The organism is Nocardioides sp. Soil796, from assembly GCF_001429525.1.
Taxonomy (GTDB): domain Bacteria; phylum Actinomycetota; class Actinomycetes; order Propionibacteriales; family Nocardioidaceae; genus Nocardioides.
In genome coordinates, this window is record NZ_LMSQ01000017.1 from 295,162 (window position 1) to 312,540 (window position 17,379).

The following is a 17,379-nucleotide window of genomic DNA, read 5'->3' on the forward strand; positions in this document are numbered from 1 at the left end:
GGACAGTCGCGCCCGGCGGTTACCCTTGACCACTGATCCACGCCTGCCGCTACCCAGGGGATGCCCGACTTGTTCGCAACACTTTCCGACCGGCTTGCCGACACCTTCAAGAACCTCCGTGGCAAGGGCCGGCTCTCCGAAGCCGACATCGACGCCACCGCGCGCGAGATCCGCATCGCGCTGCTCGAGGCCGACGTCGCCCTGCCCGTGGTCAAGGAGTTCGTGGGCGCGGTCAAGGAGCGGGCCCGCGGCGAAGAGGTCAGCGGTGCACTGAACCCGGCGCAGCAGATCATCAAGATCGTCAACGAAGAGCTCGTCACCATCCTCGGCGGGGAGACGCGTCGCCTGCGGTTCGCGAAGTCCGGCCCGACAGTCATCATGCTGGCCGGCCTCCAGGGTGCCGGCAAGACGACGCTGGCCGCGAAGCTGGCGCTGTGGCTCAAGGAGCAGGACAAGACCCCGCTCCTGGTCGCCTGCGACCTCCAGCGCCCCAACGCCGTCAACCAGCTCCAGGTCAACGGTGAGCGCGTCGGCGTGCCCGTGTTCGCCCCCGAGCCCGGCAACGGCGTCGGCAACCCGGTCTCCGTCGCCCAGGCCTCGATCGAGGAGGCCAGGCGCAAGCTGTACGACGTGGTCATCGTCGACACCGCCGGTCGACTCGGCGTCGACGCGGAGATGATGCAGCAGGCCTCCGACATCCGCGACGCGGTGAGCCCCGACGAGGTGCTCTTCGTCGTCGACGCGATGATCGGCCAGGACGCCGTCAACACCGCGCTGGCCTTCCAGGAGGGCGTCGGCTACGACGGCGTCGTCCTCACCAAGCTCGACGGTGACGCCCGCGGTGGTGCGGCCCTGTCGATCGCGTCGATCACCGGCAAGCCGGTCATGTTCGCCTCCGCCGGCGAGAAGATGACCGACTTCGACCTCTTCCACCCCGACCGGATGGCCTCGCGCATCCTCGACATGGGCGACATGCTCACCCTGATCGAGCAGGCCGAGAAGGCCTTCGACCAGGACGAGGCGCTCAAGGCCGCGGAGAAGCTCACCGGCAAGGGCGGCGACTTCACGCTCACCGACTTCCTCGCCCAGATGCAGCAGATCCGCAAGATGGGCTCGCTGACCAAGATCATGGGCATGCTGCCCGGGATGGGCCAGTTCCGTGAGCAGCTCGACAACTTCGACGAGCGCGAGATCGACCGCATCCAGGCGATCATCTACTCGATGACGCCGGGCGAGCGGGAGAACCCGAAGATGATCGACGGCTCGCGCCGGCTGCGCATCTCGAAGGGTTCGGGCACCCAGGTCTCCGACGTCAACACGCTGGTCGACCGCTTCTTCGAGGCGAAGAAGATGATGCAGCAGATGGCCCGCGGCGGCGGCATGCCCGGCATGCCGGGCGTCCCCGGCATGGGCGGCGGAGCAGGCAAGGGCAAGCAGAAGCCGCAGAAGGGCAAGAAGAAGCGCGTCTCCGGCAACCCGGCCAAGGCCGCGCAGCAGAAGAAGGAGCTCGAGGAGAAGTCCAAGGCCGGCGGCAACCCGTTCGGCACGCCCGGCGGCATCGACTACGAGACCGCGGCCGAGAACCTCGAGCTGCCCAAGGACTTCTCCAAGTTCCTGAAGTGACGCGGGCCTGCGATGTCCTCGGATCCCGACGCTGACGCCCGCCGGCTCGCAGCAGTCGCCGGTGAGGGCGACGACCCGAACCGCTGGTTCGAGGAGCTGTACGCCGCGGCGGAACGCGGCGAGGCCGTGGTGCCTTGGGACCGCGGTGGCCCGCACCCGATGCTCGAGTGGTGGGTCGACGAACGCCTGGCCGCGCAGCACCTGTCCGCCGGGGCACGCGCCATGGTGGTGGGCGCAGGTCCCGGCCACGACGCCCTCCTGCTCGACGACCGCGGCTTCCTGACCACGGCCTTCGACATCTCACCGACCGCCGTCGCCGTTGCTGCCGAACGACTGGGCGACACATCGGTCGTCGTACGCCGGGCCGACCTGCTCGACCTTCCCGCCGAGTGGAGCGGAGCCTTCGACCTGGTCGTCGAGGCGATGACCGTCCAGGCGATGCCGCGCTCCCTGCGCGAGCGGGGCACCGAAGCAGTGCGGTCCATGGTCGCGCAGGGTGGCGTGCTCCTGGTGATCGGCATGCTGCTGCCCGAGGGTGGTGACCTTGACGAGGGGCCGCCGTGGCTGCTCACCCGTGACGAGATCGATGCCTTCGCCCGCGACGGCATCGAGTTCGTGCAGCTGGAGGACCAGCCCGGCTCCGACGGCGACACGGTGCGCTACCTGGCCGAGTTCCGACGTGACTGAGCTGCCACATGCCTGAGCCCCGGCGCGTGCTGGTGGTCGACGCGGCCAACGTGGTCGGCACCAGGCCAGACGGCTGGTGGAACGACCGTGCGGGTGCGGCCCGCCGACTGCACGGCCAGTTGATGGTCGGCGACACGTCGTACGACGAGATCGTGCTGGTGCTCGAGGGCGGCGCGAAGGGTGGCGTGCGTGCCGGGCGTGACGGCCATGTCCGCACGGTGCACGCCAAGGGGGCCGGCGACGACACGATCGTGGCCGAGACACGGGCGGCGATCACGGCCGGCCACCGGGTCACGGTGATCACCGCGGACCGGATGCTCCAGTCACTCGTGCAGGGCGCCGGGGCGATGGCGATGTCGCCCTCCTGGCTGCTCGACAAGCTCTGACCCGTGAGGGGGCGGTCGAGTGCTGAGGTGGCCGCCTGAACGACCACCACGGCACTCGACCGGGTGGAGTCGGTACGGTCGGGGGCATGACTGCGTTGAGGTTCTCCGGACCAGTGCTGCCCGACGGCGAGGCACGCGAGTTGTATGTCGTGGACGGCACGATCACCTACGAACGGCAGGCCGGCGCCGAGAGCGCCGCAGAGGGATGGATCGTGCCGGGCCTGGTCGACGCCCACTGCCACCTCGGGCTGGACGACGACGGCGCCATCAGCGACGAGGAGACCGAGCAGCAGGCGATCGCCGACCGCGACGCCGGCGCCCTCCTGATCCGTGACTGCGGCTCGGCCGCGGACACCGCCTGGATCCACGACCGCGACGACCTGCCTCGGCTGATCCGGGCGGGACGCCACATCGCCCGCACCAAGCGCTACATCCGCAACTACGCCCACGAGGTCGAACCCTTCGACCTGCCGGCGTACGTCGCCCAGGAGGCACAGCGCGGCGACGGCTGGGTGAAGCTCGTCGGTGACTGGATCTCGCGCGAGACCGGCGACCTGGCTCCGAGCTTCCCGGCCGAGACGTTCGCCGAGGCGATCAGGGTCGCTCACGAGCACGGCGCGAAGGTCACCGCCCACTGCTTCGGAAGCGCCGTGCTTCCCGGCCTGATCGACGCAGGCATCGACTGCATCGAGCACGGCACCGGGCTCTCCGAGGACCTGATCGACCGGATGGCCGCCCAGGGCACGGCACTGGTGCCGACCGTGATGCAGCTCGACAAGTTCCCGACGTACGCCGAGGCAGGGGCGGCGAAGTTCCCCGCCTATGCGGCCACGATGACCGACCTGTTCGACCGTCGCGCGGACACGATCATGGCCGCCCGGGAGGCCGGCGTGCAGCTCTATGCCGGGTCTGACGGCGGGGGAGTGAGCCGTCACGGCAACCTGCCCGGCGAGGTGATCGCGATGCGCGGCGTCGGGTTGAGCGCCGAGGACGCGCTCGGTGCCGCGTCGTGGCGGGCCCGCGGCTGGCTCGGCTGGAACAGCGGCCTTGACGAGGGTGCGCCGGCCGACTTCGTGGTCTACCCGCGCAACCCGCTGGAGGACCTGTCGGTGCTGTTCGAGCCGACCGCGGTCGTGCTGCGCGGCAGCGTCGTCGCCTGAAGGTTCAGTCGGACTTCCGGTCGGCGTAGTCGAGCGCCTCGACGTGCTCGGGCAGTAGGTAGAGGTAGTTGTTGGAGACCCGGCCGTAGCCGGCGTACCCGAGGTCACGGAGGAACTCACCGCAGTTGGCCTTGCCGTCCTCGAGCACGATCACCGGGCGCGAGGCGGCAATGCTCTTCGCGGCGCCGTTGAGCACCTGGAGCTCGAAGCCCTCGACGTCGAGCTGGAGCAGCCGGAGGTCCTCGATCATCAGGTGGTCCAGGCTCAGGATCGAGGTGGTCTGGGTGCGCGCCGAGGCGTCCGCCTCGCCCTCGAGGAAGTATGAGGCTCCGCCGAAGTGCTGCGTCTCGTCACCGACCTTCAGTGTGGCCACGCCCAGGTCGCTGCCCAGCCCGGCGTGGAAGAGCACGACGTTGTCGAGGTCGTTCACCTCGGTGACGGCGCGGGCCAGCAGGTAGTTCTCGAGCACCGGCTCGAACGCGTAGACCGTGCCGGGGCACTTCGCGGAGAACGACGGCAGCATGTCGCCGAAGAACGTTCCGGCATGCACCATGCTGCCCGGATAGGTCTCGAGCACGGTGCGCACGAGCTTGTGCAGATCCGGCTCGGCCACCCTCCCGTTGGCGATCCGGCGCGCGACCGGACGGTGCGCGGCGTACGCCGGCACGAAGAAGGTCGCGCGCTGTGTGTTCACCACATGGGTGTCGATCCCGAAAATCTTCGCCGTGATGGTCATGGCTGCGACTGTAACGGTCGGCCGGGAAGGCCCACGCGGCCGATCAACGGAGTCGGCCCTGTCAGGCGAACTCGACCCACCGTCAGGCGACGACGTCGATGATGCGGCCGTCGGCCGGTTCGTACTTCACCAGGGCGCAGTTCTTCTTCAGCAGCTCCTCGCCGATCGCGTTGCCGTTGCGACGCGAGATGACGGTCCGCCAGATCTCGTTCTTGCGGAAGATCTCGCCGCCGTGGCGCAGGAAGGCCTCGTTGCGCGCCTCCACCTTGTACGACGTCTCCGGCAGCTCGTCGACCAGCAGCTCGCCGCGCAGGTGCCGCTCGTCGACGAAGGCCTTGAGCTGGAAGGTGTGCGCGGTGTCGTTGCGGACGACGAGGTCGACGTAGTTGTAGACGATCGAGCAGCCCACGCCCCACGGCAGCACCCGGCCCTTGTCGGGGAAGGGGTCGAAGCTGTGCTCGGAGCGTTCGACGACGGTCAGCGGTGAGTGCAGGAACATCCAGTGCAGCAGGTTGGCGAGCTGGCAGATCCCACCACCGACACCGGGCACCGCCGCCCCGTTGGACAGCCGCATGCCCTCGACGTACCCCTTGCTGCGGGTGCAGTTGCCGACCGCCTTGTTGAACGAGAACGACTCGCCGGGGCGGATCACGATGCCGTCGACCCGGGCGCTGGCCAGGCGCAGGTTCACCACCTTGTTGCGCTGGAGCACCATCTCGTCCTCGGACAGCTCGCGCATCAACAGGGACGCATGCTTCTTCACCCGCACGGGCAGGGACGTCGTGCGACGCTCTGTCGCCCAGGCAGTGTCCGACCGCATCCACTGGATCCGCCGGCGCACCCGGTGGGCCCGCACCGCCCAGGGATAGAGCGCCGGAAGACGCTGGGTCAGCCGCGGGGATGCGACCACCTGGGCGGGGATGTCGAGGCCCATGGTGGCGGCGTCGGCGAGGGTGACTCTGGTCAGCGTGCTCATCGGGTTTCCTGTCGTAGAACTGCTCCTTCCCTTTCTGACGCACGCCGGGGCGGTTTTGTTGGCACGAGTTTCCTGCCGTCCGCACGTCAGCCTCGACGGCGCGCGGTGACTCCGTCCAACGTGATCGTCCCGTCGTCGAGCCGGACGCTCGTGGCGTAGCGGTAGTGCGCGCGCACCGTGGGGTCGCCGAGGTCCAGCACGCCGCCGGTGTCAGCGGTGAACAGGAACTCCCAGCCCGAGCCCTGGTCGGCGTACGCCGTGGCGACGTGGCCGCGCAGCACGAACGCGTAGCGGGCACCCGGGCCGGTGAGGTCGACGGTTCCGTCGAGGTTGCCGTGGGGCTCCTGGCCGGCGGTGACCAGCCGGCCCTTGCTGCGCAGGTCGAAGCCGACCCGCTTGTGGCCGTTGTGGTAGCGGAACAGCAGATAGTTGTCGGCGTCCTTCGCGACACCCACGAACACCGTGTCCTGGGTGCCGGCCTCGGCGAATGCGCCGGTGTCCAGGACGAGTGCCACCTCGTCCGAGCCGGGAGCGACCTCCGAGCGGAGCACGACGTGGGTCAGTTCCTCGGCGCTGACCGAGAGCTGTCCGTCGGCGACTCCGACCGTGCCGACGGGGCCGCCGGTCGGAACCGGGAGCATGGTCCAGTGCGACAGGTCCGCGTCGAAGCGCTCGTCCAGCTCCAGGGTCGGGTACGCCGTCTCCGACGGCGTGGGTGGGAACAGGTCCACCTCGGCGATGTGGGCCTCGAGCAACGCACGCAGCTGGCGCGCCTTGGCGGGGTGCGGGCGGCTCAGGTCGGTGGTCTCGCCCGGATCCTGCACCAGGTGGTAGAGCTCGGAGCGGCCGTCGCGGAGGTACTGCACGAGCTTGAACTGCCCGTGCCGCACGGCCGCGTGCGGGTGGGTGGCGCCGATGAAGTGGGGGTACACCCAGAACATCGGCCCGCGGTCGACCTCGCCCGTGTCGGTGAGCACGGGGGCCAGGCTGACGCCGTCGAACTCGGCGCCCGGACGGCCACCGGCGAGTGCGAGTGCGGTCGGCAGGACGTCGATGGTGCTGGTCAGCTGGGCCGTACGGCGACCGGCCGCAACCGTGCCCGGCCAGTGGGCGACGAGCGGGACCCGGATACCGCCCTCGTAGAGCTCGCCCTTGCCGCCGCGCAGGGGCCGGTTCGCGTCGCGGTAGGGGCCGCCGTTGTCGGAGGTGACCAGGAACAGGGTGTTCTCCGCGAGGCCGAGCTCCTCGAGCGTGGCCGCGATGCGCCCCACCTGGTCGTCGACGCACTCGAGCATCGCCGCGAGCTGCGGCCGGTTCGGAGCCTGGTCCGCTCCGGGCTTGGCGGCGTACTTCGCGACGAGCTCCGGCTTGCCGTGGAGGGTGGTGTGCACCGCGTAGTTGGAGAGATGCAGGAAGAACGGATCGTCGCGGTGACGGGTGATGAACTCGACGGCCTCGGTGGTGAGCCGGTCGGTCAGGTGCTCGCCCGGTTCGCGGGCAGGGAGCTCGGGCATGAAGAAGTAGGGGTGGAAGTAGTCGCCGTCGGCGATGTACTGCTGCTCCGAGACGAGCACCTCGTCGAACCCGTGCGCGAACGGGTTGCCCGGCCGCTGGTCGTACGCACCGCTGTAGGTCTCGGTCAGGTGCCACTTGCCGACCAGGCCGCTGACGTAGCCACGCGGGCCGAGGACGCCGGGGACGGTGGGGATGCCGGGGGAGAGGTACTTGTTGCTGGCTGCCGGCTCCTGGCGCAGGAAGTCGGTGATGCCGGTCCGCACCGGATAGAGGCCGGTGACCAGGGCGGCGCGGGTCGGCGAGCACAGCGGCGCGGCGGCGTACGCGTTGTCGAACTGCAGTCCCTCGGCGGCGAGGCGATCGATGTTCGGCGTCTCGTTGAACGTGTTGCCATAGCTTCCGAGCTCATCCCAGCCGAGGTCGTCGATCGACAGGAAGACCACATTCGGTAGATCGGCCCGGGGGCGCGCCCTGACCGGCCCGGTCCCCGCGTTCGCTGCGGTCGTGCCAGCTGCGGCGACGAGACCAGTGGCGGCCATCCCGCGCAGGACGGTGCGCCGGGTGGTTGCGGTGGTGATCGACATGGAGCCCCCTGTTAGACGAGTAAGTCAACTTGATAACAGCAGTATGCAGCATGCGAAGTGGACCGGATTTCAACCCCCGACGGATGTCTGGCAGAATCTCCCGCTGAGTCCTGCGCAGATGGCCCCTCTCATCCGGACGCACGGGATCCACAGAATTCGTCCGACCTGGTCCCCACCCGGCCCCGGGCAGTTCACCAAACCACAATTGTCGAGGAGACACCCACAACGTGTCCGTCAAGATCCGTTTGAAGCGCATGGGCAAGATCCGTGTGCCGCAATACCGCATCGTCATCGTCGACTCGCGCAAGAAGCGCGACGGCAAGGTCATCGAGGAGATCGGTACCTACCGTCCCAAGGAGGAGCCGTCGTTCATCTCGGTGACCTCCGACCGGGCGCAGTACTGGCTCGGTGTCGGCGCGCAGCCTTCCGAGGCCGTTGCCGCGATCCTCAAGATCACCGGTGACTGGCAGAAGTTCAAGGGCCTGCCGGGCGCGGAGGGCACCCTCAAGGTGGCCGAGCCCAAGCGCGACAAGCTCGAGATCTTCAACGAGGCGCTCAAGGAAGCCGGTAGCGAGGCCAAGGGCGACGCGGTGACCAAGAAGGCCGAGAAGGCTGAGAAGGCCGACAAGAAGAAGGCCGACAAGGCCGACGACGCTGCCGAGGCGCCCGCCGCCGAGGCTGCTGCCGAGGTTCCGGCGTCGGAGACCCCTGAGGTCGCCGCCGACGAGGCCGAGGCCGCCGAGACCAAGTCCGACGAGGCCTGAGTCCCATGCTGGCTGACGCGCTCGAGCACCTGGTCCGCGGCATCGTCGACAACCCCGACGACGTCTCGGTCCGCGACAAGCAGATGCGCCGTGGCTCGGTCCTCGAGGTGCGCGTGCACCCCGACGACCTGGGCAAGGTCATCGGTCGCGGTGGTCGTACGGCGTCCGCGTTCCGCACCGTCATCTCGGCCCTCGCGGGTCGCGGTGGCGCGCGGGTCGACTTCGTGGACGTCGACCGCCGACGCTGAGCAAGAGCTTCACCGCTTCCGGGCGCATCTCCTCGCGGGGATGCGCCCGGTCGCCATTTCCGACGTTAAGGTTCTCCGCGTGGAAGAGATCGAGCTCGTGGTGGGTCGCATCGGCAAGCCGCACGGCATTCGCGGCGAGGTGACGATCGACGTACGCACCGACGAGCCGGAACGACGCTTCGCCGTCGGTACGACGTTGCGCGCCGAGCCGCCCAAGGGGTCGGCCAGCCGGGTGCGCGCGGTGACGGTGAGGTCGTCGCGCTGGCACCAAGGTGTGCTGCTGCTCGGCCTCGACGAGGTCTCCGACCGCAACACTGCCGAGACCGTGCGCGGACTGGTCCTCCACGCCACCATCCCCGTGGACGCCACGCCCGACGACCCCGACGAGTTCTACGACCACCAGCTGGTCGGACTCGAGGCGCACAACCTCGAGGGTGAGGTGCTGGGCACGGTCACCGGCCTGGTCCACGGGGGCGCCCAGGACCTCCTCCAGATCCGTACCCCGGACCGCCGCGACACCCTCGTCCCGTTCGTGAAGGCGTTGGTGCCCGAGGTCGACCTGGCCGGCAGGCGCGTGGTGGTGGCCGACCGCCCGGGCCTGGTCACGCCCCTGGACGACGACTGATGCAGATCGACGTCCTCACGATCTTTCCCGACTACCTGGCCCCTCTGGAGCTCTCGCTGCCGGGCAAGGCGCGGGCCAAGGGGCTGCTCGAGCTGCACGTCCACGACCTGCGGCAGTGGGCGACCGACAAGCACCACACCACCGACGACACCCCCTACGGCGGCGGTGCCGGCATGGTGATGAAGCCCGAGCCGTGGGGCGCGGCGTTCGACGCGCTCGACATCGACGGCGCGACGGTCGTCTTCACCACCCCGAGTGGTGCGCCGTTCACCCAGGCGATGGCCGCCGAGCTGGCCGGCCACGAACGACTCGTCTTCGCCTGCGGGCGCTACGAGGGCATCGACCAGCGGGTGATCGACCACGCCCGCACCCGCGCCGACGTCCGCGAGATCTCCATCGGCGACTACGTGCTCAACGGGGGAGAGGTGGCCGCGCTGGCGATCACCGAGGCCGTCGTGCGCCTCATCCCGGGCTTCATGGGCAACCCGGAGTCGCTGGCCGAGGAGTCCCACGAGGACGGACTGCTGGAATACCCGGTCTTCACCAAGCCGGCGTCCTGGCGCGACCTCGACGTCCCGCCCGTGCTGCTGTCGGGCGACCACGGCAAGATCGCCGCGTGGCGCCACGAGCAGGCCGTACGCCGCACCGCCGAGCGCCGCCCCGACCTGCTCCACGCCTCCCACGCGATCAACGCGGGCGATCTCGACGAGCTCGAGGTGCGCCCCGCGACCCGTGCCGACGCGGGCGAGATCCTCACGCTGCAGAAGGCCTGCTGGGTGCAGGAGGCGCAGGCCAACGCCGCACTCGACATCCCGCCGCTGCGCGAGGGCCTCGACGACGTCGTGGCCTCCCTGGACGCATGGACGACCCATGTCGTGCGTGCGGAGGGCCGCTTGATCGCCTCCGGCCGCGGACGCCTCGACGGTTCCGCGTGGGACGTTGGCCGGCTGATGGTGGCCCCCGACCTCCAGGGTCGCGGACTGGGTCGCTGGCTCCTGTCGTACGTCGAGGGGCTGGCGCCCGAGGGTGCCACGTCGTACGCGCTCTTCACCGGCGCCGGGAGCGCCGAGAACCTGCGGATGTACAAGAAGGCCGGCTACCGGCTGCGCGGAGAGCTCGACGGCCACCCCGGGGTCGTCGTACTCACCAAGCGCCGGCCAGAGCAAGTCCGGATTTTCTGACCCGCGCGAGTCTGTGGCAAACTTCTCTCTTGGCCCAGTCGGCCGAAGGACTGCTCCGAGTCTCCCGTGATGGGTGATCGCGGGGAGTCCGCGCCAGATCTCCTGCCACAGGGGGAATCGGCGCCGCCGGCCATCGCACTGGTCCAACCCGATCGATCACCGCTGAAGAACTTCAGCACTGTCCGCGGCTGACCTGTGGCACTCGCGAGGAGATAGACATGACCAACGTCATTGACGAACTTGCCAAGGCCAACCTGCGCTCCGACGTCCCGGCCTTCCGCGCCGGTGACAACATCAAGGTGCACGTGAAGGTCATCGAAGGCAGCCGCTCGCGCGTCCAGGTGTTCCAGGGCGTCGTGATCCGCGTGCAGGGCTCTGGCATCGGCCGCACCTTCACGGTCCGCAAGGTCTCCTTCGGCGTCGGCGTCGAGCGCACCTTCCCGCTGAACTCCCCGATCTTCGAGTCCATCGAGATCGTGACCCGCGGTGACGTCCGTCGCGCCAAGCTCTACTACCTGCGCAACCTGCGCGGCAAGGCTGCCAAGATCAAGGAGCGCCGCGAGGCCTGAGCACTCGGCCTGACCGCAGCACGGTTAGGCTCTGTCGCGTGACTTCTGAAGACCGCGACGCCCTCCCCGAAGAGGACGGAACCACTGGTTCCGAAAACGACAAGGGTCAGGCGTCGCGGTCTTCGCATTCCGACAGCGCCCCGGACCCTGACGAGGAGAACCCGTTGTCGGAGACGACCGCACCCGCCACCGCCCCCAAGGGCAAGAAGAAGCGCAAGCAGCTGCCGGTCTGGCAGGAGACAATCCTGCTGGTGGGGGTCGCGCTGGTGCTGGCGATCATCATCAAGGCCTTCTTCGTGCAGGCCTTCTACATTCCGTCGGAGTCGATGGAACCGGGGCTCAAGGTCAACGACCGCATCCTCGTGCAGAAGGTCTCCTACTGGGGCGACGGTACGCCGCAGCGCGGTGACGTGGTGGTCTTCAAGGACCCGGGTGGCTGGCTCGGACCCGAGGACTCCGAAGGCCCGACGAACCTCGTCGCGAAGGCGATGGCCAAGGTCGGTCTCTACCCGACCGGGGGACACCTGGTGAAGCGGGTGATCGCGGTCGGCGGCGACCACGTGGTGTGTTGCGACAAGCAGCAGCGTCTGTCGATCAACGGTCACCCGATGGACGAGAGCGCCTACGTCAAGGGCGACGCCGAGTGCGCCGCGCCCCAGAGCCCGGTCAACTGCAAGCTCGACGTCACCATCCCCGACGGCTACCTGCTGATGATGGGCGACAACCGCGGCAACTCGCGCGACTCCACGGCCCACATGTGCGCGAACCCGAAGCGTGAGCAGTGCCCGCCGACCCGCGGCCTGGTCCGCGTCGAGGACGTCGTCGGCAAGGTCTTCGCCCTCGTGTGGCCCAAGGACAGGTTCCACCGGATCAAGCGTCCCGCGGTCTTCGAGGACGTCCCCGACCCGAAGTGACTGCAGTGGGCGCCTCACACCGACCGACGTTGCGGCTCGAACGCAGTCTCCTGCGCGAGGGCCGCACCTACCTCGCGGCCGCCGACGAGGTCGGCCGTGGAGCCCTCTGCGGCCCGGTGACCATCGGCATGGTGGTGATCACCGAGGCCACCCGTACGGCGCCCCAGGGCGTGCGGGACAGCAAGCTGCTCAGCGCGAAGGTGCGTGAGCGCCTCGTCCCGAAGATCCAGCGCTGGGCGGTCTCCTACAGCGTGGGCCATGCCAGTCCCGACGAGATCGACGAGTTCGGCATCATGGTCGCGCTGCGGATGGCCGGACACCGGGCGCTGGCCGGGCTCTCCGTCGAACCCGACCTGGTGCTCCTGGACGGCAACCACGACTACCTGACGCCGCCGGTGCAGCCCGGGCTCTTCGGTGAGGTGCCGACCGCGGTCGTCGTACCTCCGGTGACGACGGCGATCAAGGCCGACCTGCGCTGTGCGGCCGTGGCGGCCGCGAGCATCCTGGCCAAGACCGCCCGTGACGCCCAGATGGTCGAGCTCGGTGCGCGCTACCCGGCGTACTGCTGGCAGGAGAACAAGGGCTACTCCGCCCCCGACCACCTCGAGGCCCTGGCTCGGCTCGGCCCGACCGCGCACCACCGGCGTTCGTGGAACCTGCCCGGGGTCGGCGCCTCGGCTGCGGAGATCGCGTCAGCCATCGCCGAGGTCGAGGACGCCACGCCGCTGGTCGAGGACGCCACGCCGCTGGTTGAGGACGCCACGCCGCTGGTTGAGGAGGTCGCTCTGCGACCGTCTCGAAACCAGCACCTAGACTCGCCGCAGCCGCCGAACCACGAGGAGTGCTCATGAGTGCCGAGGATCTCGAGAAGTACGAGACCGAGATGGAGCTCAACCTCTATCGCGAGTACCGCGACGTCGTCTCCATCTTCAAGTACGTCGTCGAGACCGACCGGCGCTTCTACCTCTGCAACGCGGTCGACGTGAAGGCACGCACGGAGTCGGGCGACGTGTTCTTCGAGGTGTCGATGAGCGACGCGTGGGTGTGGGACATGTACCGCCCCGCGCGGTTCGCCAAGAACGTCAAGGTGCTGACCTTCAAGGACGTGAACGTCGAAGAGCTGGCCGCTTCCGACTTCGAGCCGCCCAAGCCCTGATCGTCAGGCCCTGATCGTCAGGCCCTGATCGCCAAGCCCTGGCTGGCTTCCGGCCCGCTTTTCGTGCACGTGCAGGTTCGCGTCCACGATCTCCACAGGCTGAGCCCTCGCCGTACGGCGCCGTCGTCCGCTGCCGCCAGTCTTGGCGCAGGAGGTCAACGACATGGGTTCACGGGCAGCACGACAGCAGGCACTCGGTGCGTACGGCGAGGCGATCGCGGCCAGGCATCTGGTCGACCGCGGGATGATCCTGGTCGACCACAACTGGCGATGCCCCGACGGTGAGATCGACCTGGTGCTGCGCGACGGCGCCGAGCTGGTCTTCTGCGAGGTGAAGACCCGCCGGTCGGTCTCGCACGGGTCGCCGATGGAGGCCGTCACCACGACGAAGTTCGCCCGGATGCGCCGCCTCGCCTCGGCGTGGATGGCCGCCAACGGGGTCCACGCGGTCGACGTGCGCTTCGACCTGGTCGGCATCGTCGCGCCGCACGCCGGTGCCCCGACCGTCGAGCACGTGGCGGGGGTCTGCTGATGGCCGTCGCCACCGCCCACTGCGTCGCCCTCGAGGGGGCCATCGGTCACCTCATCGACGTCCAGGTCGACGTCTCCCAAGGCGTGGTGGTGACCAGCCTGGTCGGTCGCCCGGACGCCTCGATCAACGAGGCCCGCGACCGCTGCCGCACCGCGATCTCCAACAGCGGCTTCGACTGGCCGGCCACGAGACGGGTGACCATCCTGCTGTCGCCCGCCGACCTGCCCAAGCGCGGCACCCACTTCGACCTCGCGATCGCGGTGGGCGTGCTCGCTGCCGCCGACCCGAAGAACACCCTGCGCGACGCGCTCGAGGGCACGGTGATGATCGGTGAGCTCACCCTCGACGGACGGCTGCGCACGGTGCCCGGTGTGCTTGCGATGACCATGGCCGCCTCGGCCCGCGGCTTCCGTCGGGTGTTCGTGCCCGAGCCACAGTCCGCGGAGGCGGCACTGGTGCCCGGCATGTCCGTGTTCGGATTCCGCTCCCTGGCCCAGGTCATCGCCGAGCTGCGCGGGCTGGAGGTGCCCGACGCTCCGTCGGTCGACTGCAACACCTCCGGCAACCTGCTCACCTGGCAGGGCGACCACCGCCTCGACGAGGTCGACATGGCCGACATCATCGGCATGGACGACGCCCGCTACGCGATGGAGGTGGCCGCGGCCGGCGGGCACCACCTGATGCTGACCGGTCCGAAGGGCGCCGGAAAGACCTCGCTCGCCGAGCGCATCCCCGGCATCCTTCCCGACCTCGCGCTCGACGAGGCCCTCGAGCTGACCGCGATCCTGTCGCTCTCCGGAGTGCTCGACGGCGACCAGGGGCTGATCACCAAGCGGCCGTTCTTCGCGCCACACCACTCGGCCTCCAGGGTCAGCCTGCTCGGCGGCGGCACCGGTCGGGTGCGTCCCGGTGAGATCAGCCGCGCCCATCACGGCGTGCTCTTCCTCGACGAGTTCCCCTTGTTCAACAACGACATCATCGAGGCGCTCCGCCAGCCACTCGAGTCGGGCGAGGTGACCATCGCGCGCGGCGAGGAGACCGCGACGTACCCCGCCCGGGGCATGTTCGTGCTGGCCTGCAACCCGTGCCGGTGCGGCAACTACTCGTCCGACCCGGTGAGCGACTCGTGCAAGTGCAAGGAGGTCGTCCGGCGTGACTACCGGCTCAAGCTCGAGGGCCCGGTGATGGACCGCATCGACATCACGCGTCACGTCAGGCCGGTTCCGAAGTCGGCCGGCCGCGACCCGCTGAACAGACCGGAGAGCTCCTCCTCGATCCGCGCGCGGGTCACCGCGGCGCGGCGCGTCCAGACCGAGCGGTACGCCGGACTCTCCTGGCGCATCAACGGACAGGCTCCGGGCCCCGTGCTCCGCGATCGCTGGCCGTTGACCGACGAGGCAGCCACCCGACTCGACGAGGCGATCTATGGTGGAGAGATCACCCGACGCGGTGGCACCCGGGTGCATCGCCTGGCCTGGACGGTCGCGGACCTGGCCGGGGTCGAGCAACCCGGACTCCCCGAGGTGGAGACCGCCCTGGCACTGCGCACCGGCCAGCCACTGGCCCTGTCCACCCTGTCCGGACGAGCGACCGGATGACCGCCGCGCATGACGAGCGGTTGGCGCGCATCGCCCTGGGCCAGCTGGCCGAACCGGGAGACGTCCGCATCCGCCACCTCGTCGACGAGATGGGCCCTGCCACGTTGCACGACGCGCTGATGAACGACCGCGGTCCCGACGGACTGCTGAGTGATCTCGCGGTGCGACTTGCCGACCTCGATCCGGTGGGCGACCTCGAGCGGGCCCGGCGACTCGGCATCAGATACGTCGTGCCCGGTGACGACGAGTGGCCGGTCCAGGTCGACGACCTGGGCTCGTGCGAGGTGGTTCAGGACCGCACGGGTGCGCCGCTCGGCCTCTGGGTGAAGGGGCCGTTGCGGCTCGACGAGATCGCCGACTCGGTCGGCGTGGTCGGCTCACGCAGCGCCACGACGTACGGCGCCGAGATGGCCGGCGGCATCTCCGCCGAGGTTGCCGCCACCGGCACGTGCGTGGTCTCCGGTGCTGCGTTCGGTATCGACCAGGCGGCGCACCGTGGGGCGTTGTCCGCTGGCGGTCGCACCGTCGCGGTGCTCGCCTGCGGTGTCGACCGCGCCTACCCGGCCGCCCATGCGAGCCTGATCGACTATCTCGCCGAGCACGGTGCCGTCGTCTCCGAGCTGGCGCCCGGATGCTCGCCGATGCGGTCGAGGTTCCTGGCCAGGAACCGCCTGATCGCGGGACTGACCCGGGGCACCGTCGTCGTGGAGGCAGCCGTGCGCTCGGGCGCGTTGAACACGGCCAACTGGGCAACCCGGCTGAACCGGCCCTTGATGGCGGTGCCCGGCCCGGTGACCAGTGCGCAGTCCCAGGGCACCCACCAGCTCATCCGCACCGGGGCCGCCGAGCTGGTCACCCAGGGCTCGGAGGTGCTCGAGCTGGTGAAGCCCGCAGGGGAGTACCTCTTCGAGGAGCCACGAGGCCCCGAGCGGCGCCGCGACAGGCTGCGCTCCCGGGAGGCCCAGGTGCTCGAGGCGGTCCCGGTCGTCACCCCGGCCGGCGCGGCCTCCATCGCGCGCACGGCGGGTATCGCGCTGGTCGACGTGGCCAGGGCCTTGTGCAAGCTCGAGTCCGGAGGACTGGTCTCCCGCGGTCTGGGCGGATGGACGCTCACGGAGGCCGCCCGTGAACGCTGAACTGTTCTCCACAGGCGGGCGTTCGACGCTTCCGGCTTGCTTCGCGCCTGCGCAATGTGGGGCCACTGCGCACCTATGCTCGGCGATGTGGAGGACCAAGGCGGCGAGCCGGATCGAGCCGGGCGGCCGGAAGAGCCGGCGCCCGAGCCAGACGAGGCCGCGAACGAGGTCCTGCCCGAGGCGATGATGCGGGTCCTGGCCGACTACGAGCGCCATCTCGTCTCTGAACGCGACCTGACGCCGCACACCGTGCGTGCCTACATGGGCGACGTCTCGTCCATGCTCGACCACGCCCATCGACTCGGCCACGATGACGCCTCAAGTCTTGATCTCAGAAGCCTGCGCAGCTGGCTGGCCAAGCAGCAGACCGTCGGGAAGTCACGCACCACGATCGCCAGGCGGGCAACCGCAGCCCGGGTCTTCACGGCCTGGCTCGCGCGGACCGGACGCTCGCTCACCGATGCCGGGAAGCTGCTCGCCTCGCCGAAGGCGCATCGGCCGCTGCCGGACGTGCTCCGGGCAGACGAAGCCCGTGAGCTCGTCGAGCAGGCGGCCGCGCTCGCCGATGACGGCAGCCCGGTCGGCATCCGCGACGTGGCGATGCTGGAGCTGATGTACGCCACCGGCATGCGGGTGGGGGAGCTGTGCGGCCTCGACGTCGACGACCTCGACTTCGATCGCAACGTCGCCCGTGTGCTCGGCAAGGGCCGCAAGGAGCGCATGGTGCCGTTCGGTGGTCCCGCGTCCAGGGCGCTCAAACGATGGCTGGACCACGGGCGACCGCACCTACGTGTTGAGGGTGCAGGACCGGCACTGTTCCTCGGTGCGCGGGGCAAGCGGATCGACCAGCGTGCGGTGCGCACCCTGGTGCACAAACGGATCCGCGAGGTGCCGGGCGCTCCCGACATCGGGCCGCACGGGCTGCGGCACACGGCGGCCACCCACCTGCTCGAGGGCGGAGCCGACCTGCGCACGGTCCAGGAGCTGCT

19 protein-coding genes and 1 pseudogene are annotated in these 17,379 nt (G+C 69.6%); 17 read left to right on the top strand and 3 right to left on the bottom strand.

Annotated features, from left to right (window positions below):
- The first annotated feature begins 69 nt into the window (after window positions 1–69).
- From ffh to ASH02_RS08415, 4 genes are all read left to right on the top strand, one after another.
- On the top strand, window positions 70–1,623 hold the full coding sequence (gene ffh / locus ASH02_RS08400) for a signal recognition particle protein (protein ID WP_056891411.1): 1,554 nt from the start codon (window positions 70–72) through the stop codon (window positions 1,621–1,623).
- Window positions 1,624–1,635: 12 nt separating this feature from the next.
- Window positions 1,636–2,310, top strand: coding sequence for a class I SAM-dependent methyltransferase (locus tag ASH02_RS08405; RefSeq protein WP_057294574.1), 675 nt, complete (start codon window positions 1,636–1,638; stop codon window positions 2,308–2,310).
- Window positions 2,311–2,318: 8 nt separating this feature from the next.
- Window positions 2,319–2,696: an NYN domain-containing protein gene (locus ASH02_RS08410; RefSeq protein WP_057294575.1), complete on the top strand. Its 378-nt coding sequence runs from the start codon at window positions 2,319–2,321 to the stop codon at window positions 2,694–2,696.
- An 86-nt stretch (window positions 2,697–2,782) separates the two neighbouring features.
- Window positions 2,783–3,856, top strand: a complete 1,074-nt coding sequence (locus ASH02_RS08415) for an amidohydrolase family protein (protein WP_057294576.1) — start codon at window positions 2,783–2,785, stop codon at window positions 3,854–3,856.
- A gap of 4 nt (window positions 3,857–3,860) precedes the next feature.
- Here the strand turns inward: ASH02_RS08415 and ASH02_RS08420 are convergent, their stop codons facing one another.
- The 3 genes from ASH02_RS08420 to ASH02_RS08430 form a co-directional block, all read right to left on the bottom strand.
- On the bottom strand, window positions 3,861–4,592 hold the full coding sequence (locus ASH02_RS08420) for an FkbM family methyltransferase (protein WP_057294577.1): 732 nt from the start codon (window positions 4,590–4,592) through the stop codon (window positions 3,861–3,863).
- Window positions 4,593–4,674: 82 nt separating this feature from the next.
- Entirely contained in the window at window positions 4,675–5,568 is an 894-nt protein-coding gene (locus tag ASH02_RS08425) for a VanW family protein (RefSeq protein WP_235532478.1), read from the bottom strand.
- A gap of 86 nt (window positions 5,569–5,654) precedes the next feature.
- The gene (locus ASH02_RS08430; protein WP_057294578.1) at window positions 5,655–7,667 is read right to left on the bottom strand and encodes a sulfatase; all 2,013 of its coding nucleotides are present in this window, start codon (window positions 7,665–7,667) and stop codon (window positions 5,655–5,657) included.
- A gap of 227 nt (window positions 7,668–7,894) precedes the next feature.
- Here ASH02_RS08430 and rpsP point away from each other — a divergent pair, with 227 nt between their 5' ends.
- The 13 genes and pseudogenes from rpsP to ASH02_RS08490 form a co-directional block, all read left to right on the top strand.
- A complete protein-coding gene (gene rpsP, locus ASH02_RS08435; protein ID WP_057294579.1) occupies window positions 7,895–8,431 on the top strand; it encodes a 30S ribosomal protein S16 in 537 nt (178 codons plus the stop codon).
- A gap of 5 nt (window positions 8,432–8,436) precedes the next feature.
- Window positions 8,437–8,679: an RNA-binding protein gene (locus ASH02_RS08440; RefSeq protein WP_056676322.1), complete on the top strand. Its 243-nt coding sequence runs from the start codon at window positions 8,437–8,439 to the stop codon at window positions 8,677–8,679.
- A gap of 79 nt (window positions 8,680–8,758) precedes the next feature.
- Window positions 8,759–9,304, top strand: a complete 546-nt coding sequence (rimM, locus tag ASH02_RS08445) for a ribosome maturation factor RimM (RefSeq protein WP_235530019.1) — start codon at window positions 8,759–8,761, stop codon at window positions 9,302–9,304.
- Window positions 9,304–9,999, top strand: a pseudogene (gene trmD / locus ASH02_RS26985) (tRNA (guanosine(37)-N1)-methyltransferase TrmD); the annotation flags it as partial. The gene rimM and the pseudogene trmD, both read left to right, overlap by 1 nt.
- A gap of 147 nt (window positions 10,000–10,146) precedes the next feature.
- Window positions 10,147–10,485, top strand: a complete 339-nt coding sequence (locus ASH02_RS26990) for a GNAT family N-acetyltransferase (RefSeq protein ID WP_327152815.1) — start codon at window positions 10,147–10,149, stop codon at window positions 10,483–10,485.
- 218 nt (window positions 10,486–10,703) lie between these two features.
- Complete coding sequence (rplS, locus tag ASH02_RS08455) at window positions 10,704–11,054, top strand: 50S ribosomal protein L19 (RefSeq protein WP_056676326.1); 351 nt, start codon at window positions 10,704–10,706, stop codon at window positions 11,052–11,054.
- 38 nt (window positions 11,055–11,092) lie between these two features.
- Complete coding sequence (gene lepB / locus ASH02_RS08460; protein WP_082563500.1) at window positions 11,093–11,968, top strand: signal peptidase I; 876 nt, start codon at window positions 11,093–11,095, stop codon at window positions 11,966–11,968.
- A gap of 5 nt (window positions 11,969–11,973) precedes the next feature.
- Window positions 11,974–12,819 carry a ribonuclease HII gene (locus ASH02_RS08465; protein ID WP_156409737.1) on the top strand — a complete coding sequence of 282 codons (846 nt, stop codon included), beginning with the start codon at window positions 11,974–11,976 and terminating at the stop codon, window positions 12,817–12,819.
- Complete coding sequence (locus ASH02_RS08470) at window positions 12,816–13,124, top strand: DUF2469 domain-containing protein (protein WP_056676328.1); 309 nt, start codon at window positions 12,816–12,818, stop codon at window positions 13,122–13,124. The genes ASH02_RS08465 and ASH02_RS08470 overlap by 4 nt, the downstream gene beginning before the upstream one ends.
- A 163-nt stretch (window positions 13,125–13,287) precedes the next feature.
- Window positions 13,288–13,656, top strand: coding sequence for a YraN family protein (locus tag ASH02_RS08475; protein WP_056676331.1), 369 nt, complete (start codon window positions 13,288–13,290; stop codon window positions 13,654–13,656).
- The gene (locus ASH02_RS08480; RefSeq protein WP_057294581.1) at window positions 13,656–15,254 is read left to right on the top strand and encodes a YifB family Mg chelatase-like AAA ATPase; all 1,599 of its coding nucleotides are present in this window, start codon (window positions 13,656–13,658) and stop codon (window positions 15,252–15,254) included. The genes ASH02_RS08475 and ASH02_RS08480 overlap by 1 nt, the downstream gene beginning before the upstream one ends.
- Complete coding sequence (gene dprA, locus ASH02_RS08485; protein WP_057294582.1) at window positions 15,251–16,390, top strand: DNA-processing protein DprA; 1,140 nt, start codon at window positions 15,251–15,253, stop codon at window positions 16,388–16,390. Before ASH02_RS08480 ends, dprA begins: the two co-directional genes overlap by 4 nt.
- Before the next feature lie 183 nt (window positions 16,391–16,573).
- Window positions 16,574–17,379, top strand: an 806-nt coding sequence (locus ASH02_RS08490; protein WP_235539027.1) for a tyrosine recombinase XerC, incomplete at its 3' end; no start/stop codon positions are given.

Coding starts and splice junctions, on each gene's coding strand:
- ASH02_RS08420 (WP_057294577.1), bottom strand. CDS start 4,592: ATGACCATCACGGCGAAGATTTTCGGGATCGACACCCATGTGGTGAAC.
- ASH02_RS08440 (WP_056676322.1), top strand. CDS start 8,437: ATGCTGGCTGACGCGCTCGAGCACCTGGTCCGCGGCATCGTCGACAAC.
- ASH02_RS08405 (WP_057294574.1), top strand. CDS start 1,636: ATGTCCTCGGATCCCGACGCTGACGCCCGCCGGCTCGCAGCAGTCGCC.
- ASH02_RS08475 (WP_056676331.1), top strand. CDS start 13,288: ATGGGTTCACGGGCAGCACGACAGCAGGCACTCGGTGCGTACGGCGAG.
- rplS (WP_056676326.1), top strand. CDS start 10,704: ATGACCAACGTCATTGACGAACTTGCCAAGGCCAACCTGCGCTCCGAC.
- ASH02_RS08470 (WP_056676328.1), top strand. CDS start 12,816: ATGAGTGCCGAGGATCTCGAGAAGTACGAGACCGAGATGGAGCTCAAC.
- ASH02_RS08430 (WP_057294578.1), bottom strand. CDS start 7,667: ATGTCGATCACCACCGCAACCACCCGGCGCACCGTCCTGCGCGGGATG.
- dprA (WP_057294582.1), top strand. CDS start 15,251: ATGACCGCCGCGCATGACGAGCGGTTGGCGCGCATCGCCCTGGGCCAG.
- ASH02_RS08415 (WP_057294576.1), top strand. CDS start 2,783: ATGACTGCGTTGAGGTTCTCCGGACCAGTGCTGCCCGACGGCGAGGCA.
- ASH02_RS08425 (WP_235532478.1), bottom strand. CDS start 5,568: ATGAGCACGCTGACCAGAGTCACCCTCGCCGACGCCGCCACCATGGGC.
- ASH02_RS08480 (WP_057294581.1), top strand. CDS start 13,656: ATGGCCGTCGCCACCGCCCACTGCGTCGCCCTCGAGGGGGCCATCGGT.
- ASH02_RS08410 (WP_057294575.1), top strand. CDS start 2,319: ATGCCTGAGCCCCGGCGCGTGCTGGTGGTCGACGCGGCCAACGTGGTC.